The sequence below is a fragment of the Nocardioides euryhalodurans genome (genome assembly GCF_004564375.1).
Classification (GTDB): domain Bacteria; phylum Actinomycetota; class Actinomycetes; order Propionibacteriales; family Nocardioidaceae; genus Nocardioides; species Nocardioides euryhalodurans.
Map to the genome: position 1 here is coordinate 1,576,556 of NZ_CP038267.1, position 25,048 is coordinate 1,601,603.

A 25,048-nucleotide genomic window follows, 5' to 3' on the forward strand; every position below is an offset into this window, starting at 1 on the left:
CCGGACGCCCCGGGACGGGGCAGGATCAGGGGCGTCCCCGATGGTGGCGGAGCCCTGCGGGGCGGAGGCTGGAGCCATGACCACGACACCACCTGAGGCCCCGATCGACGAGGGTCCCCGCACCACCCGCGACGAGATCCGCGACCTCGGCCGGCTCCGGCGCACGGTCGGCGACCGCAAGGTCGCCGGCGTCGCCGGCGGCCTCGCGCGCCACCTCGACATCGACCCCGTCATCCTCCGGGTCGCCTTCGTCGTCCTCGCCTTCTTCGGCGGCGCCGGCCTGATCCTGTACGCCGCCGGCTGGGCGCTCGTGCCGGAGGAGGGCCGCGAGCGGGCGGCCGTCCACCTCGACGAGCGCAGCCGGACGGTCGCCCTGGTCGCGCTGGCGGTCATCGCCGCGCTCGCCCTGGTCGGCGACAGCTGGGGCGCGTACTGGTTCCCCTGGCCGCTGGCGATCCTCGGCCTGATCGTCTTCGTGTGGCTCAGCCGCAGCAACCGGTCCGACGCCGACGAGGCCGGACCGGTCCACGCCGGCACCGGCGACGACGCGTACGGCCCGTACGACGCCGGCTCCCCGCCACCGGCCACCTGGGCCAGCGCCCCGGTGGCGCCGCGGCCACGCGACCCACGCAAGCGTGGCCCGCTGCTGTTCTGGTTCACCCTCGCGCTGCTCGCCTTCGCCCTCGGCGTCCTCGGGATCGTCGACCTGGCCGGCGTGGCCGTCGCCGACTCGGCGTACCCCGCCCTCGCCGTGGGCGTGATCGGGACGATGCTCGTCGTCGGCTCCGTGATCGGCCGCGCCGGTGGCCTGATCCTGCTCGGCCTGGTCGCCAGCACCGCCCTGGTCGGCGCCACCCTCGCGGACCGGTGGGAGGGCGAGCAGATCTACGCCGCTCCGGTCACCGCCGACGGGGTCGGTGAGGACTACTCGATGACGACCGGCGAGCTGGTCGTCGACCTGACCGACGTCCGTGACCCCGAGCAGCTCGACGGTCGCACCATCGCGGTCAGCGGGGAGGCGGGCCGGATCGAGGTGATCGTGCCCGAGGAGATGGACGTGCAGGTCGAGGCCGACGTCGACGGACCCGGGGGTTACGACCTGTTCGGCAGCGAGGGCGGCGGCATCGACTGGACCCAGCAGGCCTCCCACGACGGCGGCCCCGACGCACCCGAGGTGACCATCGACGCGCGACTGAGCGTCGGCGAGATCACCGTGACCACGGAATGAGGACGACGATGAGCGAGTACGACAGCTACCCGGACGACACGACCGTCCTCCCGACCGACGAGCCCGGCCAGGACACCGACAGCTGGCGGCACCCCGTCAACGTCGCCCACCTGGTGATGGGACTGGCCTTCCTGGGGCTGGTCGTCGTCTGGGGCCTGATCGCCGGCGACGTGGTGGCCGACGACGACATCCGCTGGCTGCTCCCCGTCCCCTGGGTGCTGGCCGGCGGCGCGGGGCTGGTCGCCACGGCCCTGGGCGCGCGACGGCGGTCGCAGGCTTCCTAGAGTGGAGGGATGAGCCTCCCGACGCTGGGCACCCTCCAGGTCCGGCCGGTCACCGACCGGCCGGACCTCGTGCCGTCCCCGGTCCGCGACGCCCTCGACGCCTGGCCCGCGGCCGACCGGGTCGGCGTCGCCGAGATCGACCCGGACCTCGCCGACACCGCGGCCTGCTCGGAGGCCTACGCCGTCCCGCTCGGCGTCGGCGCCAACTGCGTCGTGGTCGCCGGCCGGCGGGACGGTGAGGAGCGGGTGGCCGCGTGCGTGGTCCGCGCCGACACGCGGGCCGACGTCAACGGGCTGGTCAAGCGGCTGCTCGACGTGCGCAAGTGCTCGTTCCTGTCGATGGACCGGGCCGTCGAGGAGTCCGGCATGGAGTACGGCGGCATCACGCCGGTCGGGCTGCCGGCACGCTGGCGGCTGCTGGTCGACGCGCGTGCGGTCGAGCTGGACGTCGCGCTCATCGGCTCCGGCGTACGACGCTCCAAGCTGCTCGTGCCCGGCTCCCTGTTGGCCGAGCTGCCGCGGGCCGAGGTCGTGGAGGGGCTCGCGCGCTGATCCGCGGGCACGGAGAGTTCATCGCGCGGAAACCGTCTCCTCATGGCGAGGACGCCGTGGCCGCCGACGCTCGCACCATGAGCCTCTCCGCCCGCGACCTGGTGCTGGGCACCGTCCTTCTCCTCGCGTTCCCGCTGTCGCTCACGGTCACCGACGCCGCCTCCTCGGAGCCCGGAGCGCCGGGGGCGCCTACCCGCGAGCCGGTCCCGGTCTCGGAGCCTGCGACCGGCTGACCCTGCTCTCCGGGGCCCGGTCGGTACGCCCGACCGGGCTCCGGTCCGACCCTTGCGATCGTGACAGCACGACTGTCACGATGACGCCGTGAAGCTCTCCTACACCCTGATGTACGACGGCAACCCGAGGGCGGCCGCCGACCAGGTCGCGGGGCTGGAGAAGGCCGGGCTCGACATGGTGTGGGTCGCCGAGGCGTACGGCTTCGACTCCCCCACGCTGATGGGCTACCTCGCCGCCCGGACCGAGACGGTCGAGATCGGTTCGGCGATCCTCAACATCTACTCCCGGACCCCGGGCACCCTGCTCCAGACCGCGGCCGGCCTCGACAACGTGTCCGGCGGGCGGGCCGTGCTGGGACTCGGCGCCTCGGGCCCGCAGGTGATCGAGGGCTGGCACGGCGTCCCCTACAGCAAGCCGTTGGCGCGGACGGCCGAGATCATCGACCTGGTCCGCCGCGGCCTCAAGCGGGAGGTGCTGACCAACGAGGGCACCTTCCCGCTCCCGCTCACCAAGGAGGACGGCGCGGTCACCGGCCTCGGCAAGCCGCTCAAGCTGCTCACCCACCCCGAGCGCGACAGCGTCCCGATCTGGATCGCCGCGCTCGGACCGAAGTCGGTCGAGCAGGCGGCCGGCATCGCCGACGGCTGGATCCCCCACCTCTTCCACCCCGAGAAGTCCCACCTGGTCTGGGGCGAGGCGCTCGAGGCCGGCCGTTCCCGGCGCTCCCCCGACCTCGGTCCCCTGCAGGTCACGGCGGGCGGCATGGTCGCGATCGGCGAGGGGCCCGAGACCAAGGCCCTGCTCGACTTCGCCCGGCCCCTGTTCGCCCTCTACGTCGGCGGCATGGGCGCGAAGGGCAAGAACTTCTACAACGACGTCGCGCGGGCCTACGGCTACGAGCAGGAGGCCGAGGAGATCCAGGAGCTCTACCTCGCCGGCAAGAAGAAGGAGGCCGAGGCGCTGGTCCCGCAGGAGTGGCTCGAGGCGTGCAACCTCGTCGGCCCGGCGTCGTACGTGAAGGAGCGGATCGCGGCGTTCCGCGAGGCCGGCGTCACCCACCTGACGGTGCTCCCTGCCAGCGACGACCCCGCCGCGACCGTCGCCCAGGTCAAGGAGTGGGTGTCGTAGGGTGCGCCCCCGCCTGCACCACCCGGCGAGGTACCGCAACCTGGCCCGGATCCGCGACCTGGACCCCCAACGCGACCACGACGAGATCCTCCGGATCACGGCCCGGCTCGAGTTCCCGTGGGACTACGGGCAGGGGACCGGCATCGCCTTCCTCCGCGACTTCGGCGTTCCGTCCATCGCGGCCCTGCTCGACCGCACCCGGGAGTTCGAGGACCACGGCCTCAAGCGGTACGACGACACGCTGCTCATCGGGGACGCGACCGTCGACCACGGCGTCGACTCGGTGGAGTCGCACGCGGCGATCCGTCGCCTCAACCGGATCCACGGCCACTACGACATCCCCGCCGACGAGTACGCCTACGTCCTCGCGACCACGATCGTCGGCCCCGTCGAGTGGATCCGCGAGCACGGCTGGCGCGAGCTCGACCCGCACGAGCTGGTGGCGATCACGCGCGTCACCACGCGGTTCGGGGAGCTGATGGGCCTCAAGGGCCTCCCCACGACGTACGACGGCTACCTCCGGCTGCTCCGCGACTACGAACGCGACCACTTCGCGCCCTCGCCCGCCGGCCGGCGGGTCACCGAGGCGACGCTGCGCGTCGGACGGCGGACGGCGCCGTGGCCGCTCAAGCCGCTGGCGCGCCGGCTGGCGATCGCGCTGATGGACGAGCCGCTGCGCACCGCGCTCGGCATGCCGGCCCAACCGGCCTGGTTCGTCGCCGGCGTACGCCGCTGCCTGAGGCTTCGCGCGCGGCTGCTGCGGACCCTCGCCCCGCCGCGCCGCAGGCCCTTCGTCAACCGCCCGCTCAGCTATCCCCACGGCCACACGCTGGCCGACCTCGGCCCGCTGTCGATGCTCGACGAGCTCAACCGCGCGGAGCGCGGACTCAGCCACCCAGGAACAGGAGCCACCGCATGAGCCCCCACGCCGCGCCCCTCTACGAGCCCGAGCACGAGGACTTCCGCAAGGCCGCCCGCACCTTCTTCGAACGGGAGGTCGTGCCCCACCACGCGCAGTGGGAGGCGGACGGCATCGTGCCGCGCGAGGTGTGGCTCAAGGCAGGCGAGGCAGGCCTGCTGTGCTTCGACGTCCCGGAGGAGTACGGCGGCCCGGGCATCGACGACTTCCGCTTCCCCGTCGTGCTGTCGGAGGAGCAGACCCGCTGCGGCGCCTCCGGGCCGGGCTTCTCGGTCCACAGCGACATCATCGTCCCGTACCTCACCTCCCTCGGCACGCCGGAGCAGAAGCGGCGGTGGCTGCCCGGCTGCGTCAGCGGCGAGACGATCACGGCCATCGCGATGACCGAGCCGGGCGCCGGCTCGGACCTGCAGGGGATCCGCACCACGGCCGTCGATGCCGGCGACCACTACGTCCTCAACGGCTCCAAGACCTTCATCAGCAACGGCATCCACGCCGACCTCGTCATCGTGGTGGCGCGGACCGACCCCGACGCCGGCCACCAGGGCATCAGCCTCCTCGTCGTCGAGCGCGGCATGGAGGGGTTCGAGCGCGGTCGCAACCTCGACAAGATCGGGCTGCACGCGCAGGACACCGCGGAGCTGTCCTTCACCGACGTCCGGGTGCCCAGGGAGAACCTGCTCGGCGAGGAGGGCCAGGGGTTCGTCTACCTGATGACCAACCTGCCGCAGGAGCGGCTGATCATCGGCGCCCAGGCGGTCGCCGCGATCGAGGCCGTGGTCGAGATGTGCGTCGACTACGCGAGGACGCGGGAGGCGTTCGGCCGGCCGATCGGGAAGTTCCAGCACAACCGCTTCCTCATGGCCGAGATGGCGACCGAGGCGCGGGTCGCCCGCGCCTTCCTGGACGACTGCGTACGCCGCCACCTCGACGGCACCCTGACCGCCGTCGACGCAGCGATGATCAAGTGGTGGGCGACCGAGCTGCAGCAGCGGATCGTCACCCAGGGCGTCCAGCTGCACGGCGGCTACGGCTACATGACGGAGTTCCCGATCGCGAAGGCGTTCCTCGACAGCCGGATCTCCACGATCTACGGCGGGACCACCGAGATCCAGAAGGAGATCATCGGCCGTAGTCTGGGCATCTGATGACACCCCACCAGATCCGGCGCGCCCTCGCCCGCGCCGAGCGCGGTGCCGCGCTCGACCCGGCCGAGGCGACCGCGCTGCTCGCCGCCCGCGGCGAGGAGCTCGACCGGCTCTGCGCCGTGGCGGCCCGGGTGCGCGACGCCGGGCTGGAGGACGCAGGGCGACCGGGCGTCGTGACGTACTCCCCCAAGGTGTTCGTCCCCGTCACCCGCCTGTGCCGCGACCGCTGCCACTACTGCACGTTCGTGACCGTGCCGGGCAAGGTCGAGGCGCCGTACCTCTCCCCCGACGAGATCCTCGACATCGCGCGCCGGGGAGCCGAGCTCGGCTGCCTCGAGGCGCTGTTCACGCTCGGCGACCGGCCCGAGGACCGCTGGCCCGAGGCTGCGCAGTGGTTGGAGTCGCGGGGCTACGACTCGACGCTCGGCTACGTCCGCGCGATGGCGGTCCGGGTGCTCGAGGAGACCGGGCTGCTGCCGCACCTCAACCCCGGCGTCATGGACTGGGAGGAGATCGGCCGGCTCAAGCCCGTCGCCCCGTCGATGGGGATGATGCTGGAGACGACCTCGCGACGGCTGTTCGAGACCCGCGGGCTGGCCCACTTCGGGTCGCCCGACAAGGACCCCGAGGTGCGGCTGCGGGTGCTGGAGGACGCCGGCCGGCAGTCGGTCCCGTTCACCACCGGGCTGCTGGTCGGCATCGGCGAGACCCTGGAGGAGCGGGCCGACACGATCTTCGCCCTGCGGGCGACGATGCGCCGCTACGGCGCGGTGCAGGAGGTGATCGTCCAGAACTTCCGGGCCAAGGCCGACACCGCGATGCGTCACGCCGACGACCTGCCCCTGGACGACTACCGCGCCGCGATCGCCGTGACCCGGGTGGTGCTCGGGCCGCGCGCACGCGTCCAGTCGCCGCCCAACCTGGTCGACCTCGCGGAGTGTCGGGCCCTGTTGGCCGCCGGCGTCGACGACTGGGGTGGGGTCTCACCCCTCACGCCCGACCACGTCAACCCGGAGCGGCCGTGGCCGTCGCTGGAGCGGCTGGCGTCGGTGACCGCGTCGTGCGGGTTCGAGCTGCGCCCGCGGCTGACCGCGCACCCGGAGTACGTCCGTGCCGGGGAGCCGTGGCTCGACCCGCGGGTCTCGGCCCACGTGGCCGCGCTGGCGGGGCCTGACGGTCTGGCCCGGCCCGACGTACGGCCTGTCGGCCTGCCCTGGCAGGAGCCCGACGGCGGCTTCGCCCACGTCGGCAGCGGCCGGACCGACCTGCACGCCTCGATCGACACCGACGGGCGGACCGAGGACCGCCGCAGCGACTTCGACGAGGTGTACGGCGACTGGGGATCCGTGCGGGAGGCGGCACTCGGGGGGCTCGGTGCTCCCGCCGCCCACACCTCGACCGGCAGCGAGGGCCGGGACGCGCTGCGGGCGGCCGAGCGTGACCCGGCGGGGCTCACGGACGAGCAGGCGCTCACCCTGATGACGGCGGACGGCGACCTCCTCGACGAGCTCTGCCGGCTGGCCGACGGCCTGCGACACGACACCGTCGGCGACGAGGTGACCTACGTCGTCAACCGGAACATCAACTTCACCAACGTCTGCTACGTCGGCTGCCGGTTCTGCGCGTTCGCCCAGCGGCGGACCGACGCCGACGCCTACTCCCTCTCGCTCGACCAGGTGGCGGACCGGGCCGAGGAGGCCTGGCAGCTCGGCGCGACCGAGGTGTGCATGCAGGGCGGCATCGACCCCGAGCTCCCGGGCACCGCCTACTTCGACCTCGCCGCCGCCGTGAAGCGGCGGGTGCCGCAGATGCACGTCCACGCCTTCTCGCCGATGGAGGTCGTCAACGGCGCCGGCCGGACCGGGCTGTCGATCGAGGACTTCCTCGTGAAGGCACGGGAGTCCGGACTCGACACGATCCCGGGCACGGCCGCGGAGATCCTCGACGACGACGTGCGCTGGGTGCTGACCAAGGGCAAGCTGCCGACGAGCACGTGGATCGAGGTGGTCAGCACCGCGCACCGGGTGGGCCTGCGGTCGAGCTCGACGATGATGTACGGCCACGTCGACCACCCCGCCCACTGGGTCGCCCACCTGCGCGTGCTGCGCCGGGTGCAGGACACCGCCCACGAGCACGGGGTCGAGGGCTTCACCGAGTTCGTGCCGCTGCCGTTCGTGCACCACTCGGCGCCGCTCTACCTCGCGGGCGTGGCCCGCCCGGGTCCGACTCTGCGCGACAACCGGGCCGTGCACGCGATGGCGCGGATCATGCTCCACGGCAGCATCGACCACGTGCAGACGAGCTGGGTCAAGCTGGGCACCGAGGGGACGCGGGCGATGTTGCAGGGCGGCGCCGACGACCTGGGCGGCACGTTGATGGAGGAGACGATCTCCCGGATGGCGGGCTCCTCCCACGGCTCGGCCCGCACCGTCGAGGAGCTCGCCGACATCGCGGCGGGGATCGGTCGCCCGGTGCGGGAGCGGACCACGACCTATGGCCAGCCTGCCCCTCGCGCAGTGGGTCGCTAGCGCCACGTCGCCGGGCCGCGTGGCCCCAACGACCCACCGCGCGGGCACCCCACCAACCTCGACAGCCAGGCGCGGATCGCCAAGGCGAGCACGGACGACAGCAACCACGCGCCAGCCCCCGCCGCCTCACACCCCGACCCGACCGCCCGGCCGCGGACCGCCGGGGCAAGCACGGACGACCCGTGACGGGGATGCCTGTGGAGAGACCTCACACCGAGGCGTCGGAGTGCCTACGGTCTGGTGGATGTACCTCTCGCGCCGACAGGCCGCACAGCTCCTCGACCAACGGCTGGGCATCGCCCGTCGAGCCGCCGAGCGATTGCTGGCTGCGGGGCTGGCCGGCGAGCCGGTGGTCACCAGCAGCGCCGCGCTCTACGAGGCCGAGCGCGTCGAAGCACTCGCGCAGCGGCCGGAGGTCGACCAGGACGACCTGCCGCCGGGCTGCCGGGGAGGGGTGCTGGTGGCGCGCACCACCGAGACGACCGACCCCCTGGGAGCGGTCCACGGCCCGGCCCGCTTCTCGATGATCACCCGGGCGGCGACGCGTCTGGCGCGGCCCGAGGGGCAGGGGTGGTTCCCGCTGGTGGTCCTGATCCACCACGCCGTCGTCGCCGGTGCCGAGCTGCTCGACATCGTGCCGGCGCCGCGCGACCACCCGCAGGTCGCCGCCGCCGAGCGGTGGCCCGGACGCCCCCCGCTCTGGATGCTGGAGACGCGTCCGCCGGGCGACTGGTTCGCGGACCACTTCGATGGCCGGGTGCTCCGCCAACCGCCCGGGAACCCCTACCTGCTCTGGGCGTGCCCCCTGATGAAGCCGCCGGAGGCGATCTGCTGACCGCCCACCCACACGTCGGCCACGTCGGCGTCGGAGGCCAGCGCGAAGATCTTGCCGAGCGCCTCCTCCGGAACCTCGGTGTGGCGCAGCCCGATGTCGAGCTCGGTGCCGCGGACCGGGCGGAGGCAGATCGCGTCGAACTGCTTGCCCACGGACAGGTCCCCGACCCGGTCCCCGAGGCCGAGCGCGCGGGCACCGGCACTCGTCGCGAGGTGGAGCAGGTGGGCCGGGGTGAGGGGCAGGCCGGCGTCCGCGAGCAGCCGCTGCATGAAGTACGCCTGCAGCCCCTCCTTGAAGAGCGAGAACCCGGTCCCGGCACCGACGTCCGACCCGAGGGCCACCGCGACCCCGCCGTCGACGTGGCGCGCGAGCGGGAACAGCCCGCTGCCGAGCGCCGCGTTGCTGGAGGGGCAGTGGGCGACCGACGTCCGTCGGCCGGCGAGGACGTCGAGCTCGGCGTCGGTCGCGTGCACGTCGTGGGCCAGCACCGAGCGGGGACCGAGGAGGCCGTGGTCGTCGTAGGTGCCGACGTAGTGGGCCGCGGAGGGGAAGAGCCGGGCGACCTCGGCCACCTCGGCCGCGTTCTCGTTCACGTGGGAGGTGAACCAGGCGTCGCCGATCTCCTCCGCCGCCCCGGCACACGCCTCCAGCACCGCCTCGCTCGCCGAGAACGAGAAGCGCGGGGTGATCGCATAGCGGGCGTGACCGACGCCGTGCCAGCGGGAGGCCAGCGCCACCGCCTCGGCGTGGGCGCGCTCGGGGGTCGTGAGCAGCGGCTCCGGCAGGCCGCGGTCGGAGACGACCAGCCCGCTGGTGACCCGCAGCCCGTAGCGGGCCGCCTCCTCGAAGAGCTGGTCGACGGCGCCCGCGAAGTGGGAGCCGAAGACCAGCGCCGTGGTCGTGCCGGCCGCCACCAGGCTCGCGCAGAACTCCTGCGCGACCAGGCGCGCGTAGTCGTCGGAGGCCAGCCGCTGCTCCTCGGGCAGCGCGCACCGGTCGAGCCACTCCAGCAACGGCATCCCGAGCGCGCCGATCACCCGCACCTGCGGGTAGTGGACGTGGGTGTCCACCAGGCCCGGCAGCAGCCACCCGTCACGCAGGTCGATCACCAGCCCCTCCGGGTCGTGGTGGCGTACGTCGGCCAGGGCGCCACGCGCCACCACCGCCCCGTCGAGGACGACGAGCGAGCAGTCGTCCTCGGCCCGGAGGGTGCCGCCCGCGAAGGGGTCGTCCGGGGTGTCGAGCACCCGGGCGCGGTAGATCGTCACCGGGCGACCCTGTCGCCGGCCAGGACGCCCGTCAGGGCCGCCGCCACGGCCAGCGCGATCGCGGCCGGCGCCTTGCCGGGCCCGACACCACCGTCGGGGGTCTGGCCGATCGGCGACACGATCCGGTCGATCTCCGCCTCCGCGTGGCCCTCGACCCGCAGCCCCTGCCGGAAGCGGGTCCACTTCGCCGACGACCCGATCAGCCCGATGATGCCGAGGTGGGAGCACCGTAGCGCCGCGTCGCACAGCGCGAAGTCCTCGGCGTGGTCGTGGGTCAGCACCAGCACGTGCGTCCCCGCGGGGACGCTGCCGAGCACGAGCTCCGGCACCGGTGCGTGGTGGACGTGGACCGTCGCCAGGGCGTCGTCGAGGCAGCCCAGGCGTACGCCGTCGAGCTGGTCGGCCCGGGAGTCCACCAGGTGCAGCTCGAGGTCGTGGCGCGCGAGGATCCGCGCCAGCTCCAGCCCGACGTGCCCGACCCCGAAGACGGCGACCGACGGGACGACCGGGAGCGGCTCGAGCAGCAGCGTGACCTCTCCCCCGCAGCACTGCCGCCCGTGGTCGGTGCGGGCCTTGTCCGACAGCGACACGACCATCGTCTCCGGAGGCCCGCCGCCGGCGTCGAGCACCGCCCGCGCCCGCGCGATCGCCGTCTCCTCGAGGTTGCCCCCGCCGACGCTCCCCCAGGCAACGTCACCCGCCACCACCATCTTGGCGCCCGCCTCGCGGGGGGCATGACCGCGCACCTCGGTGACGGTGACGAGCACCCCGGCCTCGCGCTCGCGACGGAGCCTGGCGACAGCCTCGGTCCAGTGCATCTCAGGCCCCACGCCCGGCGTGCTGCTCGGACCGCGGATGCAGCAAGGGCCGGTCGGCATCAGGTTGCTCGGGCTCCACGCCCGGCGATCCCTCGACCGGCTCCTCACCCCCGGACCTGGCCTGCTGGACCGCCCAGAAGACGGCCTCCGGCGTCGCCGGCGACGCGAGGTCGACGCTGACGCCCGTCGGGCCGAACGCGGCCGCGGCCTCCCGCAACGCCTCACGCACCGAGAAGGCGAGCATCAGCGGCGGCTCGCCCACGGCCTTCGAGCCGTAGACCGCGCCGTCCTCGTGCGCCCGCTCGAGCAGCGAGACCCGGAAGTCCTCGGGCATCTCGGAGAAGCTCGGCAGCTTGTAGGTCGACGCCGACTGGGTCGTCAGTCGGCCCCGCGACGGCGTGCCCGACTCGTCCCAGCGCAGGTCCTCGAGCGTCAGCCAGCCCGCGCCCTGCACGAAGCCGCCCTCGATCTGGCCGAGGTCGACCAGCGGGGAGAGCGAGTCGCCGACGTCGTGGACGATGTCGACGCGACGGGTCCGGTAGCCACCGGTGAAGCCGTCGACCTCGACCTCGGTGGCAGCCACGCCGTAGGCGAAGTACTTGAACGGGTGGCCCCGCATCACCGTGGAGTCCCAGTGGAGCCCCTCGGTCCGGTAGAAGCCCGCGGCCCAGAGCTGGACCCGACCGAAGTACGCCTCGCGCACCAGGTCGTCCCACGTCAGCTCGCGGCCCGCCCTGACCTCCTCCAGCCGCGCCAGGATCTGCTCGCAGGCGGCCTTGACCGCGCCCCCGTTGAGGTCCGCGCCGGAGCTGGCCGCGGTCGCCGAGGTGTTGGGCACCTTGTCGGTCCGCGTCGGCGCCAGGCGCAAGCGTTCCAGCGGCACCCCCAGCGCGGTCGCGGCGACCTGCAGCATCTTCGTGTGCAGACCCTGACCCATCTCGGTGCCGCCGTGGTTGATGAGCACCGAGCCGTCCTTGTAGACGTGCACCAGCGCCCCGGCCTGGTTGAAGGCCGTGAAGTTGAAGGAGATGCCGAACTTCACCGGCGTCACCGCCAACCCGCGACGGGCGTGGGGGTGGGAGGCGTTGAACGCCGCCACCTCCGCCCGCCGCTGCTCGACCTCCGCGCTCGCGAGGAGCTGGTCCCACGCGGTGGCGAGCCGCGAGGCGTGCCGGACCGGCTGGCCGTACGGCGTGTCCTGCCCGTCCTCGTAGAAGTTGCGCCTCCGGAGCTCGACCGGGTCGATGCCGAGGAGCGGCGCGCAGCGACCGAGGACGTCCTCGACGACCAGCATGCCCTGCGGGCCGCCGAAGCCCCGGAAGGCGGTCTGCGAGGTCTTGTGGGTCTGCGCGACCCGGCCGTTGACCCGCACGTGCGGGATCCAGTACGCGTTGTCGACGTGGCACAGCGCCCGCGCCAGCACCGGCTCGGAGAGGTCGAGGCTCCAGCCACCGTCGCTGGTCAGGGTCGCGTCGAGCGCCAGCAGCCGGCCCTCGTCGTCGAACCCGACCCGCCACTCGGCGTGGAAGCCGTGCCGCTTGCCCGTCATCGTCATGTCCTGCTGGCGGGTCAGCCGGAGCCGGACAGGTCGTCCGGTGAGCGTGGCGCCGAGGGCCGCGACGGCGGCGAAGCCGTGGGGCTGCATCTCCTTGCCGCCGAAGCCGCCGCCCATCCGCAGGCACTGCACCGTCACCGCGTGGCTCGGGAGGCCCAGCACGTGGGCGACGATCTCCTGGGTCTCGGTCGGGTGCTGGGTGCTGGACTGGACGAACACCTGGCCGGCCTCGTCGAGGAGCGCCAGCGAGCAGTGGGTCTCGAGGTAGAAGTGCTCCTGCCCCGCCATCTCGGTGACGCCGCTGAAGACGTGGGCCGCAGCCGCGATGCCGGTCTCGACGTCCCCGCGCTCCACGGTCGGCTGCCCGCCCTGGAACGACCCGGCCGCGATCGCCTCGCGCAGCCCGACCAGCGACGGCAGCGGCTCGTAGTCGACCTCGACGGCCGCCGCGCCCAGCCGCGCCGCCTCGAGCGTCTCGCCGAGCACCCAGCACACGGCGTGCCCGACGAACATCACCTCGGAGGGGAAGAGCGGCTCGTCGTGCTTGACGCCGGCGTCGTTGACGCCGGGCACGTCCTCGACGGTCAGCACCCGGACGACCCCGTCGACGTCGTACGCCGGGGCGACGCGCAGGCCGGTCACCCGCGCGTGCGCGTGGGGCGACGACACCGGGTGGGCGTGCAGGACGCGGGGCGTGCGCTGGACGAGGTCGTCGGTGTAGAGCGCGTGACCGGTGACGTGCAGCGCTGCGCTCTCATGGGCCAGCGGGTCCCCCACCGCCGCGCCGGGCGGGCGCTCGGACAACCGGCTCATCGGTCGCCCACCTCCGCGAACAGCCGCGGCAGCGCGTTCGCCAGCATCGCCGAGCGGTACGCCGCACTGGCTCGCATGTCGTCGATCGGTGTGCCCTCGCCGCGCATCACCTCGGCCGCCCCGGCAACCGTCTCCGACGTCCAGGGCCGTCCCTCGAGGGCAGCCTCGGTCGCGAGCGCCCGGACCGGGGTGGCCGCGACGCCCCCGAGACCGATCCGCGCCTTGCGCACCACCCCGTCGGCGACGTCGAGCGCGAAGCCGATCGCCACCCCGGAGATGTCGTCGAAGCGACGCTTGGCGACCTTGTGGAAGCCGACCACGGGGCTCAGCGGCAGCGGGACCCGTACCGCGCGGATCAGCTCGTCGGGCCGGCGCACCGACGCGCGGTAGCCGGTGAAGTAGTCGGCCAGCGCGACCTCGCGCTCGCCCCGCTCCGAGACCAGCAGCAGCGACGCCTCGAGCGCGAGCAGCGCGGGCGGGGTGTCGCCGATCGGCGACCCGGTCCCGAGGTTGCCGCCGAGGGTGGCGCCGTTGCGGATCAGCCGGGACGCGAACTGCGGCCACACCTCGTCCAGCAGCGGCACCCGACCGGCGAGCTGGTGCTCGAGCTCGGTCAGCGTCAGCGCCGCGCCGAGCGTGACCGCGTGCTCGGCCACCTCGACCCCCCGCAGCTCGGGCAGGCGGTCGACCATCACGACGTGGGGGGCGCGCCGGCCCCGCAGGTTGACCTCCACGCCCCAGTCGGTGCTGCCGGCGACGACGACGGCGTCCGGGTGCTCGGCGAGCACCGCCAGGGCCTCGTCGAGGTCGGCGGGGCGTACGAAGCCGGCGTCGCTCGCCGAGACGCGTGACGGGACCGGCGCCGGGGCAGGATCGGCCAGCCGGGCGGCGAGCGGATCGGCCCCCTCGGGCTGCTCGAGCGCCCAGGCGGCGTCGCGGATCGGCCGGTAGCCGGTGCAGCGGCAGAGGTTCCCGCTGAGCGCGTGCAGGTCGAAGCCGTTGGGGCCGTGCTCGTGGTCGGGCTCACCCGGAGCCCGGTCACGGCGGTAGAACTCCGCCGCCATGCTGCACACGAAGCCCGGCGTGCAGTAGCCGCACTGCGAGCCGCCGCGGTCGGCCAGCTCCCGCTGGACGGGGTGGAGCCGGTCGGGGCTGCCGAGTCCCTCGGCGGTCACGACCTCCTGGCCGTCGTACGCCGTGGCGGGGACCAGGCAGGCGTTGAGGGCCGTCCACTGCGACTGCGACCCGTCGGGACGGGCCACCATCACCGAGCAGGCGCCGCACTCGCCCTCGGCGCAGCCCTCCTTGGCGCCGGTCAGGCCCTGGTCACGGAGGAAGTCGAGGAGCGAGGTGTGGACGCGGGTGCCGGCGAGGGCTCGTGGCGTGCCGTTGACCGTGACCGACCCCTGTCCCTCCATCCCCTCACTGTAATCCGGGTCAGAGCCGGGCATGCCGGTTGACGTCCTTGTAGAGCAGGTAGCGGAACCGGCCGGGACCGCCGGCGTAGCAGGCCTGCGGGCAGAAGGCCCGCAGCCACATGAAGTCGCCCTCCTGGACCTCGACCCAGTCCCGGTTGAGCAGGTAGACGGCCTTGCCCTCGAGGACGTAGAGACCGTGCTCCATGACGTGGGTCTCGGGGAACGGGATCGACCCGCCGGGCTCGAAGCTGACGATGTTGACGTGCATGTCGTGCCGTACGTCGAGGGGGTCGACGAACCGCTGGGTCGCCCAGGCCTCCGTGCCGGGCATCGGCTCGGGAGCGACGTCGTCCTCGTGGGTCACGAACGCCTCAGGCGCGTCGATGCCGTCGACCACCTCGTAGGCCTTGCGGATCCAGTGGAACGTCGCGGTCCGGTCGGTGTCGTTGCGCAGGGACCACCCGCTGTGGGGCGGCAGGTAGGCGTAGCTGCCGGGCCGCAGGTCGTGGAGGGTGTGGCCGATCCGCAGCTGCGGCGTGCCGTCGACCACGAACAGCACCCCCTCGGCGCGGGGGTCGTCGTCGACCCGCTCGCTGCCGCCGCCCGGGCCGACCTCGACGACGTACTGGCTGAAGGTCTCGGCGAACCCGGACAGCGGGCGCGCGATCACCCAGGCGCGGGTGTCGTCCCAGTGGGGCAGCCGGCTGGTGACGATGTCGCGCATCGTGCCGCGCGGCAGCACGGCGTAGGCCTCGGTGAAGACCGCGCGGTCGGTCGTGAGCTGCTCCTGCCCGGGCAGTCCGCCGCGGGGAACGTAGTAGGTCATGCCTCTCCCCTCTCCAGGAGTCGTCCGCGTGGCGCGCCGTCGAGGTCGACGGGGACGCCGCGCAGCCAGGTCTGCCGGACGGTGCCGGTGAGCGTACGCCCGGCGTACGCCGTCACGGGGTTGCGGTGGTGGAGCGTCGACGCGTCGACGGTGAAGGACGCGTCGGGTGCCAGCACGCACAGGTCGGCGTCGTGGCCGACCGCGAGCCGGCCCTTGCGGCGCAGCCCGACCAGGTCGGCGGGCGCCTCGCACATCCAGCGGACCACGTCGACCAGGTCGTGGCCGCGACGCCGCGCCTCGCTCCACACCGCCGGCAGCCCCAGCTGGAGGGACGCGATGCCGCCCCAGGCGTCCCCGAAGTCGCCGCTGTCGAGGCGCTTGAGCTCCGGGGTGCACGGGGAGTGGTCGGAGACCACCAGGTCGACGTCGCCGTCGGCGAGCGCCTGCCAGAGCAGCTCGCGGTTGGCGGCGTCGCGGATCGGCGGGCAGCACTTGAACTCGGTGTGGCCGTCACCGATCTCCTCGGCGACGAACGAGAGGTAGTGGGGACAGGTCTCCACCGTGAGTCGTACGCCCGCGGCACGCGCGGCCCGGATCGCCGGCAGCGCGTCGGCGCCGGACAGGTGGACCACGTGCGCCCGGCCGCCGGTCGCGGCCGCGGTCCCGACCACCCGGTCGATCGCCACCTGCTCGGCCCGGGCCGGGCGGCTGGCCAGGAAGCCGGCGTACGCCACACCGTGCGGCGACGCACCGAGCTCGCCCTCGTCCTCGGCGTGCACGACCAGCAGCGCGTCGTGGCGCGCGAGCTCGGTCATGGCGGCGTGGAGCCCCGCCGCGTCCAGCTCGGGGAACTCCTCCACCCCCGACGGCAGCAGGAAGCACTTGAACCCGAAGACCCCGGCCCCGTGCAGCGGGGCGAGGTCGGCGACGTTGCCGGGCACGGCGCCGCCCCAGAAGCCCACGTCGACGTGCACCTGCTCGCGTGCGGCCTGCTGCTTGACCCGCAGCCCGGCGAGGGTGGTGGTCGGCGGGATGCTGTTGAGCGGCATGTCGACGACCGTCGTGACGCCGCCGGCGGCCGCCGCCCGGGTGGCCGAGTCGAAGCCCTCCCACTCGGTACGTCCCGGCTCGTTGACGTGGACGTGCGTGTCGACGAGGCCCGGCAGCAGCACCTCGTCGTCCGCCAGCACGAGGTCCCAAGGCTGCGCCGCGTCGAGGCTGGCGATCCGGCCGTCGCGGATGCCGAGGGTGACCGGCTGCTCCCGGCCGTCGACGACCGCCCGGGCGGCCCGGACGACGACGTCGTAGGTGTCAGCTGCCACGGTAGGTCGAGTAGCCGTACGGGCTCAGCAGCAGCGGGACGTGGTGGTGCCGGTCGTCGAGGACCCGGAACACGACCTCCACCTCGGGGAAGAAGGCGTGCTCGCCGAGGTGGCCGGCCGTGACGAAGCGCAGCCGGTAGGTCCGGGTCTCGAGCCGTCCGCCGAGGGAGGCGACCCGGCCATCGTCGTCGGTGGTCGCCTCGGCCAGCACCTCACCGTCCAGGTCGAGCAGGGCGACGGGGATGCCGGCGGCGGGACGTCCGGCCGCGGTGTCGAGGACGTGGGTGCTGAGGGTGGCCATCAGGACACCACCTGCTCGAGCCGCAGCAGCGCGATCTCCCGGAGCTGGGTGACGGTCTCGGCGCGCTCGCTCTCCGCGTCGTTGCCGAGACGGCGGGACAGCTCGCCGAGGATCTCGCTGCTGTCGCGACCGGCCGCCCGGATCAGGAAGACCCGGTCGAAGCGCGACTCGTACGCCCGGTTGCCGGCGGCCAGCAGGGTGGCGGTGTCGCCGGAGGCGTCGACGCCCGCCTGCTCCCGGGCCGAGTGGTCGGTGTCGTGGCCCGCGCCGGCGCGCTCACCGATCCGGGGGTGGCGGGCCAGCGCGGTCTCGAGCTCGTCGTCGGACAGCGACCCCGCCGCCGTCGACGCGACGGCGAGCAGCGCGCCGAGGTCCGCGTACGGCCTCGCCTCGAGGACGGTGTCGACCCAGCGGGGCACGTCGAGGCAGCCGCTCAGCTGCTCGCGGGCGGCGGGCTCGGGCAGGGCGTTGAACGCGTCGAGGTCCATCAGACGTCCCGGGTGATCGTGGCCTCGATCAGCCCGTAGGGCCGGTCGGCGGCGATGAAGACCTCGCCGTGGTTCTCGACCCCGAAGGGCGCGAGGTCGACGAGGTGGTGGTGCTTGTTGGGCGCTGCGAAGCTGATCTCGGCGATCTCGGGACGCCGCTCCAGGACCGCCCGCCCCATCACCCACAGCGTCTCCTGCAACGCGCGGCTGTACGTCGTCGCGAACGCCTCCAGCAGGGTGGACCGGACCTGGGCGTGGGCCTGGTTCCAGTCGGTCCCCTCGGACCGTGCCCAGCGCCACGACGCGGTGAGGGAGGTCGCGAGGATCCGGTCGTCGGCCTCGGCCAGGGTGGTGTAGTCGTCGCGGAGGAAGCCCGTGAACTCCGAGCCGGTCGACTTCAGGACCACGAGGTCGGTGAGCCCGGAGGTGACGACCACCCGGTCGTGGGTCACGTCGACCTCTGCGGTGCGGACCTCGCCGCCCCGGCGCACGAACGCGTGGTCGTGGCCCCTGAGCTCGTCGCCGCCGACGAAGATCCGGTCCCAGGCGTACTCCTCGACCCGGACGTGGCAGCCGGTCGCCGCCGGCGTCGCGGTCAGCAGCCGCCGCCCCAGGGCGATCGCGTAGTCCTCGACCGAGGCCACGCCGTGCTCCTTGGCGTAGGCGAAGGCGGTGTTCTTCTGGGTGTCGGTCGGCAGCACGGCCGACTGGTCCCCCTCGAGGTGGGCGGACGCGAAGTCACCCCGCAGGGAGGTCGAGACGTTGAGGTCGTGGATCTCGTGGCGCTCGGTGTCGCGGACGATGCGCACGACCCGGTTCTCGGCCTTGCCGTAGCGGTTCGCCCCGAGCCGGATCCCCACCGTCACTCCCCCGTGGTCGGCCGCTTGGCCAGCATCATCAACGTGCTCGTCTCGAGGCCGGTCGCCGAGGTGACCTCGGCCTCGTCCAGGGCGCCGCAGTCGAGGCCGCGCACGACGAAGTCGGAGAGCGCCCGCGCCGTGGCCGGCTCGTCGAGGATCGAGGAGTCGCGCTTGCCGACGTACGCCGAGAGCCGCTCGGCCGCGGCGTCGAAGCCGTCGCGGAAGAAGGCGTACGTCGCGGCGAAGCGGGTCGGGAGCTGGGCCGGGTGGAGGTCCCAGCCCTGGTAGAAGCCACGTTCCAGCGAGCGCCGGACCAGGCGCAGGTGCTCCTCCCAGGCCGGGAGGACCTGGTCGCCGACCGGCAGCCGGTTGGTGGAGCCGTCGGAGAGACGGACGCCGGTGCCGGCGGCCGCGACCTGCATCACCGCCTTGGCGTGGTCGGCGGCGGGGTGGTCGAGCGACTGCTGGCCGGCGGCGATCCCGCAGGCGGCGCTGTAGTCGTAGGTGCCGTAGTGGAACGCGGTGAGCCGCCCGTCGGCCGCGCGCACCATCCGGGAGAGCAGGACCGACCCCTTGGGGCCCAGCACCGACTGCGGCGTCTCGACCTGCACCTCGAACAGCAGTCGGCCGTCGAGGTCCTTCTCGAACCTCTCGCAGGTCAGCACCATCGCCTCGACCTGGCTGACCGAGGTGACCTTGGGCAGCGTCACGACGAAGCCCTCGGGGATCCGGTCGAGCGCGCCGAGGAACCGGGCGAGGGTCCGCAGGCCACGGCTGCGGGTGTCGGGGTCGAAGCTCTTGATCCGGACGCCGTGGAAGGGGCTGGCCTCGTCCTGCTCGAGCGCGACGCCGAGGGAGAGCCCGGCTGCTTCGGCGGCCGCGTCCTCCTCGTCGTCGCCGCGGTCGCCGTAGCCGTCCTCGAAGTCGATCCGCAGGTCCTCGACCGGCTCGGTGTCGAGCTTGGTCAGCACCCGCGCCATCAGGTCGTCGTCGCCGCCGAGGGCGGTGAGGAACTCCTCGGCGTGGTCGAAGACGGCCTGCTCGGCCTCGCGGCTGATGTCGTGGATGCTGCGCTCCACGTACCGGTCGGCGGGGAGGTACAGGGTGTGCACCGGCTGCCGGCCCGCCCGCTCGCCGGGGTAGTCGCGGGCCAGGGCCTGGTCCGCCTCGGCGAGCAGGGCGTCGACCTCGGTGGTCAGCGCGTCCAGATCCATGGCCCGGACTCTAGACCTCGCGGCGCGCGCGGTCGGTCACCGCCGCACGCCCCGGGGGTGACGCTCACTCCCACTCGATGGTGCCCGGCGGCTTGGAGGTGATGTCGACGGCGACCCGGTTGACCTCGGGGACCTCGTTGGTGATCCGGGTCGAGATCGTCTCCATCACCTCGTAGGGCAGCCGGGCCCAGTCGGCGGTCATCGCGTCCTCGGAGGTCACCGGGCGCAGCACGACCGGGTGGCCGTACGTCCGCCCGTCACCCTGGACGCCCACCGACCGGACGTCGGCGAGCAGCACCACGGGGAACTGCCAGATGTCGCGGTCGAGGCCGGCGGCGGTGAGCTCCTCGCGGGCGATCAGGTCGGCGCGACGCAGGATGTCGAGCCGCTCGCGGGTGACCTCGCCGATGATCCGGATGCCGAGGCCGGGTCCGGGGAACGGGTGGCGCCACACCATGGTCGGCGGCAGGCCGAGCTGCTCGCCGACGGCGCGGACCTCGTCCTTGAACAGGGTGCGCAGCGGCTCGACGAGCTCGAACTGCAGGTCGTCGGGCAGTCCGCCGACGTTGTGGTGGGACTTGATGTTGGAGGTGCCGGCGCCGCCGCCGGACTCGACGACGTCGGGGTAGAGCGTGCCCTGCACCAGGTAGGCCGTGGCCTGCGCGCCGGAGGCCAGGTCCCCGAAGACCCGCACCTCGGCCGCCTCGAAGGTGCGGATGAACTCGCGGCCGATGATCTTGCGCTTCTCCTCGGGGTCCTGCACCCCGGCGAGCGCGTCGAGGAACTGGTCGGCCGCGTCGACCACGTCGAGGTCGCTGAAGACCGCCTCGAAGTCGCGCCGGACCTGGTCGGTCTCGCCGTGGCGCATCATCCCGTGGTCGACGTAGACGCAGGTGAGCCGGTCGCCGATGGCGCGCTGCACGATCGCGGCGGCCACCGCGGAGTCGACGCCGCCGGAGAGGGCGCAGATCGCCCGCCCCTCACCGACCTGCTCGCGGATCCGCTCGACCTGCTCGTCGATGATGTTGAGCATCGTCCAGGTCGGCCGACAGCCGGCGATCTCCAGCAGGAAGTGCTCGAGCACCTGCTGGCCGTGCTCGGTGTGGAGCACCTCCGGGTGCCACTGCACGCCGGCCAGGCCGCGGTCGACGTCCTCGAAGGCGGCCACCGGCGTCGTGAGGGTCGACGCGAGGACCTCGAAGCCGGCGGGCGCTGCGGTGACGGAGTCGCCGTGGGACATCCAGACGGTGTGCTCGGCCGGCAGGCCCCCGAGCAGGGTGCCGCCCTCGGAGACGGTGACGCGGGTGCGGCCGTACTCCCGGGAGCCGGTGTGGGCGACCTCGCCCCCGAGCCCGCGGGCCATCAGCTGGAAGCCGTAGCACATGCCGAAGACGGGGACCCCGGCCTCGAAGAGCCCGGTGTCGATGCCGGGTGCGCCCTCGGCGTACACGCTCGAGGGGCCGCCGGAGAGCACGATCGCCTGCGGCTGGCGCGCGAGCATCTCGGCCACCGGCATGGTGTGCGGCACGATCTCGGAGTAGACGTTCGCCTCGCGCACGCGGCGGGCGATCAGCTGGGCGTACTGGGCGCCGAAGTCGACCACCAGGACCAGGTCGTGCTCGGGTGCGTCCGACATGGCCGCAGCCTATCCGGGCGCCCCGCCGCCGCACGCACCCGGCATTCCGGTCGCGGAACCTGCCTCTCGACGACCGATCTGCCGGGTACGACGCGGCAGCCACAGCATCCCCCGGACGCAGATCAGGGCCCGACCGGGGAGGGAGGGTGGTCGGGCCCTGATCGTCCACGCGCCGCAGGACAGCGTCGCGGACCTCTACTGCGACCCGGTTCACGGAGGGAGCAGGTGTCCGGGTCCTGTCCCGCCCAACGAGGGGCCCGGGGGTGGTTACGCGGGTTCCGAGAAGTTTTTCCGCGAGCTCTCAGGAGATGTCGACGATGGGCAGCCGGAGGGCGGCGGGAGCCGAGTCCGGCACCACCGGGGAGCGCGGCTGCACGGGCTCGATCCGCTCGTACGCCGACCCGAGCCCGGGCCGGGGGTCGGGCTCCCCCCGGTTGGGCCAGTACGCCATCGCACGCTCGGCCTGGGCGGTGATGGTCAGCGACGGGTTGACGCCCAGGTTGGCCGAGATCGCCGAGCCGTCGACCACGTGGAGCCCGGGGTGGCCGAAGACCCGCTGGTAGGCGTCGACGACCCCGGTCTCCGCGGAGTCGCCGATGGCGCAGCCGCCGATGAAGTGGGCCGTCAGCGGCCGGTCGAAGGGGTCTCCCACCGAGCCGCCGGCGGTGCCGCCCATGATCCGGGCCATCCGGCGGACGGCGTCGTTGCCGGCGGGGATCCAGGTCGGGTTGGGCCGACCGTGTCCCTGCCGCGAGGTCATCCGCCAGCCGGTCGGCGTCTTCTTCAGGTACGTCGTGATCGAGTTGTCCAGCGACTGCATGACCAGCGCGATCACGGTGCGCTCGGACCAGTGCCGGAAGTCGTAGAAGGACCGCGCGTTGCGTCGTTGCGCCCAGAGCTCGCGCAGCCAGGTCCGCCACCGCGGCAGCGGCCCGTCGCCGTCGGTGAGCACGGTCTGCATCAGCGCCATGAAGTTGGACCCGCGGCCGTAGCGCACCGGCTCGACGTGGGTGTCGGCGTCGGGGTGGAAGGAGGACGTGATCGCCACGCCGGTGCTGTAGTCGACCGAGGTGTCGGGGGCGATGGCGCCGAGGATCGACTCCGAGTTGGTGCGGGTCAGGTGGCCGAGCCGGTCGGAGAGCCCGGGCAGGTCACCCTCGAGCTTGAGGCGGTGGAGCAGCTTCTGGGTCCCGAGCGAGGCCGCCGAGAAGACGACCTGGTCGGCGGTGAAGGTCGCGGTGGCGCTGCGACGCGAGAGCTTGGCCTTGGTCCAGCGGGCCTCGACGGTGTAGCCCCCCTCCGCACGCGGCCGGACCCGGGTGACGGTCGTCAGCGGGTGGACCACGGCGCCGTGCTGCTCGGCGAGGTAGAGGTAGTTCTTGACCAGCGTGTTCTTGGCGTTGTGGCGGCAGCCGGTCATGCACTCGCCGCAGTTGCGGCACGGGTTGCGGTCCGGCCCGACTCCCCCGAAGTACGGGTCGGCGACGGCCTGCTCGGGCCGGTCACCGGGCCCGCCGAAGAACACCCCCACCGGGGTCGGGTGGAAGGTGTCGGCGACGCCCATCTCGCCGGCGACCTTCTCCATCACCTCGTCCGAGGGCGTGCGGACGGGGTTCTCGACCACGCCGAGCATCCGCTTGGCCTGGTCGTAGTAGGGGGCGAGCTCGGACCTCCAGTCCGTGATGTGGGCCCACGAGGGGTCGCGGTAGAACGCGTCGAGCGGTTCGTAGAGCGTGTTCGCGTAGACCAGGGAACCGCCGCCCACCCCCGCGCCGGCCACGATCATGCAGTCCTTGACCATGTCGATCCGCTGGATGCCGTAGAGGCCCAGCGCGGGCGCGAAGAGGTAGTTGGTCCGGTCCCAGGAGGTCGCCGGGAAGTCCGCGTCGTCGAACCGGGCACCCGCCTCCAGCACGCCGACGCGGTAGCCCTTCTCGGTGAGCCGCAGCGCCGTGACCGAGCCGCCGAAGCCCGATCCGACGACCAGGACGTCGTAGTGAGGCAACGGTCAGGCCCTCCCGAGCTTCTTCATCAGGCGCAGCTGGGCGGTCATGACCTTGCCGTACGTCTCGTCGGACATCCCGAGCATCGGGGCGAAGCGGATCAGCCGTTGGGTCGCGACCGACTGCGACTCGGTGTAGCGGTGGATGCCCTCGCTGCCCTGCCGGCGCCCCATGCCGCTCTCGCGCATCCCGCCCATCGGGGAGTCGATGCTGGCGAAGGTGGCGCCGAACGCCTCGTTGATGTTCACGGTGCCGCAGAGGACGTGGCGGGCGATCGTCCTCGCCCGCGCGCCGTCGCGGCTGTAGATCGAGGCGTTCAGGCCGTAGGAGCCCTCGTTGGCGCGGGCGACGGCGTCGGCCTCGTCGTGGAAGCGGTAGAGCGCGATCACCGGCCCGAAGGTCTCGTCGCCGAAGCACGCCATGTCGGGGGTGACGCCCTCGAGGATCGTCGGCTCGAAGAAGTACGGCCCGAGGTCGGGTCGCGCCCTGCCCCCGGTCAGCAGCCGCGCCCCCTTGGCCACCGCGTCCTCGACGTGGCGGGTGACGGTCTCGAGCTGGTCGGCGGAGATCAGCGACCCCATGTCGTTGCCCCAGTCGAGCGTGGCCCCCAGGGTCATCGCCTCGGTCCGGGACACGAAGCGCTCCACGAAGCGGTCGTAGACCTGGTCGGCCACGAACAGCCGCTCCATCGAGACGCACAGCTGGCCGGCGTTGGAGAAGCTGGCCCGGACCGCCCCCTCCGCGGCGCGCTCGACGTCCGCGTCGCGCAGCACGAGCATGGGGTTCTTGCCACCCAGCTCCAGCGAGCAGCCGATCAGCCGCTCGGCGCACTGGGTCGCGATCAGCCGCCCGGTGGTGGTCGAGCCGGTGAAGCAGACGTAGTCGGCCCGCTGGATGATCGAGGTGCCGACCTTCGAGCCCGGGCCGGCGACGACCTGCCACAGGTCGCGCGGGAAGCCCGCCTCCTCGAGGAGCTCGGCCCCGAGCAGCGCCGAGAGCATGGTCTGCGCGTCGGGCTTGGCGACGACGGCGTTGCCCGCGAGGAGGGCCGGCAGCCCGTCGCACAGCGCCATCGTGAAGGGGTAGTTCCACGGCGAGATGATGCCGACGACGCCCTTGGGGAGCCGGTTGACCTCGACCCGGGTCAGGCCCGGCACGACGCCGAGCTTGCGCCGGGTGTCGAGGTGCTCGTGGGCGGTGCGCGCGTAGTAGCGGGCCGTGAGGGCGACGTGGAGCGGCTCGTCGAAGGCGTGCTTGCGGGCCTTGCCGGACTCCCAGCAGATCAGGTCGATGATCTCGTCCTGGCGGTCCAGGATCAGGTCGTGCAGACGCAGCAGTGCGGCCGCACGCTCGTCGATGCTGCGCCTGGCCCACTCCTGCTGGGCGCGCCGGGCCCGCTCGAAGGCCCGCGCCACGTCGTCGTCGCTCGACTGCGGGACGTGGGCGAGCGGCTGGCCGCCGAGCGGCGAGTGGAGCGGGGCGGTCTCCCGGGTGGTCGAGACGATCCGGTCGGTGAGCCGGCGGACGTAGCCGGGCTCCAGCCCGTACGACGCCGTCGGGTCGTGCTCGGGGTCGGCCGGGCCGTCGGTCAGCGGCCCGCCCTCGGGGTGCTGGGAGCTCATGCTCTGGGAGCGTATGTGACGCCCATCTCCCCTGCTACCCCTCGGTAG

General features: G+C 73.2%; 22 protein-coding genes. 9 read left to right on the forward strand and 13 right to left on the reverse strand.

Translation table 11 applies throughout. From position 1 onward, the window contains the following. Window positions 1-76: 76 nt before the first annotated feature. The 9 genes from EXE57_RS07380 to EXE57_RS07415 all read left to right on the forward strand — a co-directional run bounded on the left by EXE57_RS07380 (window position 77) and on the right by EXE57_RS07415 (window position 8,856). Window positions 77-1,228, forward strand: a complete 1,152-nt coding sequence (locus EXE57_RS07380) for a PspC domain-containing protein (protein WP_167305847.1) — start codon at window positions 77-79, stop codon at window positions 1,226-1,228. 8 nt (window positions 1,229-1,236) lie between these two features. Further along, window positions 1,237-1,512, forward strand: coding sequence for a hypothetical protein (locus EXE57_RS07385; RefSeq protein ID WP_135075770.1), 276 nt, complete (start codon window positions 1,237-1,239; stop codon window positions 1,510-1,512). A 9-nt stretch (window positions 1,513-1,521) separates the two neighbouring features. Beyond that, window positions 1,522-2,064 (forward strand): YbaK/EbsC family protein, encoded by a 543-nt coding sequence (locus tag EXE57_RS07390; protein WP_135075773.1) that lies wholly within the window; start codon window positions 1,522-1,524, stop codon window positions 2,062-2,064. A 77-nt stretch (window positions 2,065-2,141) separates the two neighbouring features. Next, the gene (locus tag EXE57_RS19685) at window positions 2,142-2,297 is read left to right on the forward strand and encodes a hypothetical protein (RefSeq protein ID WP_167305848.1); all 156 of its coding nucleotides are present in this window, start codon (window positions 2,142-2,144) and stop codon (window positions 2,295-2,297) included. 88 nt (window positions 2,298-2,385) lie between these two features. Continuing rightward, window positions 2,386-3,426, forward strand: a complete 1,041-nt coding sequence (locus EXE57_RS07395; protein ID WP_135075776.1) for an LLM class F420-dependent oxidoreductase — start codon at window positions 2,386-2,388, stop codon at window positions 3,424-3,426. Between the two features lies 1 nt (window position 3,427). Then, window positions 3,428-4,345, forward strand: coding sequence for an oxygenase MpaB family protein (locus tag EXE57_RS07400; RefSeq protein ID WP_208543002.1), 918 nt, complete (start codon window positions 3,428-3,430; stop codon window positions 4,343-4,345). Then, window positions 4,342-5,493 carry an acyl-CoA dehydrogenase family protein gene (locus EXE57_RS07405; RefSeq protein WP_135075779.1) on the forward strand — a complete coding sequence of 384 codons (1,152 nt, stop codon included), beginning with the start codon at window positions 4,342-4,344 and terminating at the stop codon, window positions 5,491-5,493. Before EXE57_RS07400 ends, EXE57_RS07405 begins: the two co-directional genes overlap by 4 nt. Beyond that, window positions 5,493-8,021 carry a bifunctional FO biosynthesis protein CofGH gene (locus EXE57_RS07410; protein ID WP_135075782.1) on the forward strand — a complete coding sequence of 843 codons (2,529 nt, stop codon included), beginning with the start codon at window positions 5,493-5,495 and terminating at the stop codon, window positions 8,019-8,021. Before EXE57_RS07405 ends, EXE57_RS07410 begins: the two co-directional genes overlap by 1 nt. A 244-nt stretch (window positions 8,022-8,265) precedes the next feature. Further along, window positions 8,266-8,856, forward strand: a complete 591-nt coding sequence (locus tag EXE57_RS07415; RefSeq protein ID WP_135075785.1) for a hypothetical protein — start codon at window positions 8,266-8,268, stop codon at window positions 8,854-8,856. Here EXE57_RS07415 and EXE57_RS07420 read toward each other — a convergent pair. The 13 genes from EXE57_RS07420 to EXE57_RS07480 all read right to left on the reverse strand — a co-directional run bounded on the left by EXE57_RS07420 (window position 8,805) and on the right by EXE57_RS07480 (window position 25,000). Continuing rightward, the gene (locus EXE57_RS07420; protein WP_135075788.1) at window positions 8,805-10,124 is read right to left on the reverse strand and encodes a guanine deaminase; all 1,320 of its coding nucleotides are present in this window, start codon (window positions 10,122-10,124) and stop codon (window positions 8,805-8,807) included. The two genes, EXE57_RS07415 and EXE57_RS07420, sit on opposite strands and share 52 nt — an antisense overlap. Continuing rightward, window positions 10,121-10,942: a xanthine dehydrogenase accessory protein XdhC gene (gene xdhC / locus EXE57_RS07425; RefSeq protein ID WP_135075792.1), complete on the reverse strand. Its 822-nt coding sequence runs from the start codon at window positions 10,940-10,942 to the stop codon at window positions 10,121-10,123. Before xdhC ends, EXE57_RS07420 begins: the two co-directional genes overlap by 4 nt. A gap of 1 nt (window position 10,943) precedes the next feature. After that, complete coding sequence (locus EXE57_RS07430) at window positions 10,944-13,310, reverse strand: xanthine dehydrogenase molybdopterin binding subunit (protein ID WP_135075795.1); 2,367 nt, start codon at window positions 13,308-13,310, stop codon at window positions 10,944-10,946. Beyond that, a complete protein-coding gene (locus tag EXE57_RS07435; protein ID WP_135075798.1) occupies window positions 13,307-14,728 on the reverse strand; it encodes a xanthine dehydrogenase small subunit in 1,422 nt (473 codons plus the stop codon). Before EXE57_RS07435 ends, EXE57_RS07430 begins: the two co-directional genes overlap by 4 nt. Window positions 14,729-14,747: 19 nt before the next feature. After that, window positions 14,748-15,554: a bifunctional allantoicase/(S)-ureidoglycine aminohydrolase gene (locus EXE57_RS07440; RefSeq protein WP_135075801.1), complete on the reverse strand. Its 807-nt coding sequence runs from the start codon at window positions 15,552-15,554 to the stop codon at window positions 14,748-14,750. After that, window positions 15,551-16,876 carry an allantoinase AllB gene (gene allB, locus EXE57_RS07445; RefSeq protein WP_135075804.1) on the reverse strand — a complete coding sequence of 442 codons (1,326 nt, stop codon included), beginning with the start codon at window positions 16,874-16,876 and terminating at the stop codon, window positions 15,551-15,553. The genes EXE57_RS07440 and allB overlap by 4 nt, the downstream gene beginning before the upstream one ends. After that, window positions 16,866-17,177: a hydroxyisourate hydrolase gene (gene uraH / locus EXE57_RS07450; protein ID WP_135075807.1), complete on the reverse strand. Its 312-nt coding sequence runs from the start codon at window positions 17,175-17,177 to the stop codon at window positions 16,866-16,868. Before uraH ends, allB begins: the two co-directional genes overlap by 11 nt. Continuing rightward, window positions 17,177-17,665 carry a 2-oxo-4-hydroxy-4-carboxy-5-ureidoimidazoline decarboxylase gene (uraD, locus tag EXE57_RS07455; RefSeq protein ID WP_135075810.1) on the reverse strand — a complete coding sequence of 163 codons (489 nt, stop codon included), beginning with the start codon at window positions 17,663-17,665 and terminating at the stop codon, window positions 17,177-17,179. Before uraD ends, uraH begins: the two co-directional genes overlap by 1 nt. Beyond that, window positions 17,665-18,525 carry a factor-independent urate hydroxylase gene (gene pucL, locus EXE57_RS07460; RefSeq protein ID WP_135075813.1) on the reverse strand — a complete coding sequence of 287 codons (861 nt, stop codon included), beginning with the start codon at window positions 18,523-18,525 and terminating at the stop codon, window positions 17,665-17,667. Before pucL ends, uraD begins: the two co-directional genes overlap by 1 nt. A gap of 2 nt (window positions 18,526-18,527) precedes the next feature. After that, window positions 18,528-19,739, reverse strand: a complete 1,212-nt coding sequence (locus EXE57_RS07465) for a DUF6986 family protein (RefSeq protein WP_135075816.1) — start codon at window positions 19,737-19,739, stop codon at window positions 18,528-18,530. A 64-nt stretch (window positions 19,740-19,803) separates the two neighbouring features. After that, a complete protein-coding gene (gene guaA, locus EXE57_RS07470; protein WP_135075819.1) occupies window positions 19,804-21,375 on the reverse strand; it encodes a glutamine-hydrolyzing GMP synthase in 1,572 nt (523 codons plus the stop codon). A 301-nt stretch (window positions 21,376-21,676) separates the two neighbouring features. Next, complete coding sequence (locus EXE57_RS07475) at window positions 21,677-23,380, reverse strand: GMC oxidoreductase (RefSeq protein WP_135075822.1); 1,704 nt, start codon at window positions 23,378-23,380, stop codon at window positions 21,677-21,679. Window positions 23,381-23,383: 3 nt separating this feature from the next. Further along, window positions 23,384-25,000 (reverse strand): succinic semialdehyde dehydrogenase, encoded by a 1,617-nt coding sequence (locus EXE57_RS07480; RefSeq protein ID WP_135075825.1) that lies wholly within the window; start codon window positions 24,998-25,000, stop codon window positions 23,384-23,386. Between the last annotated feature and the right edge of the window lie 48 nt (window positions 25,001-25,048).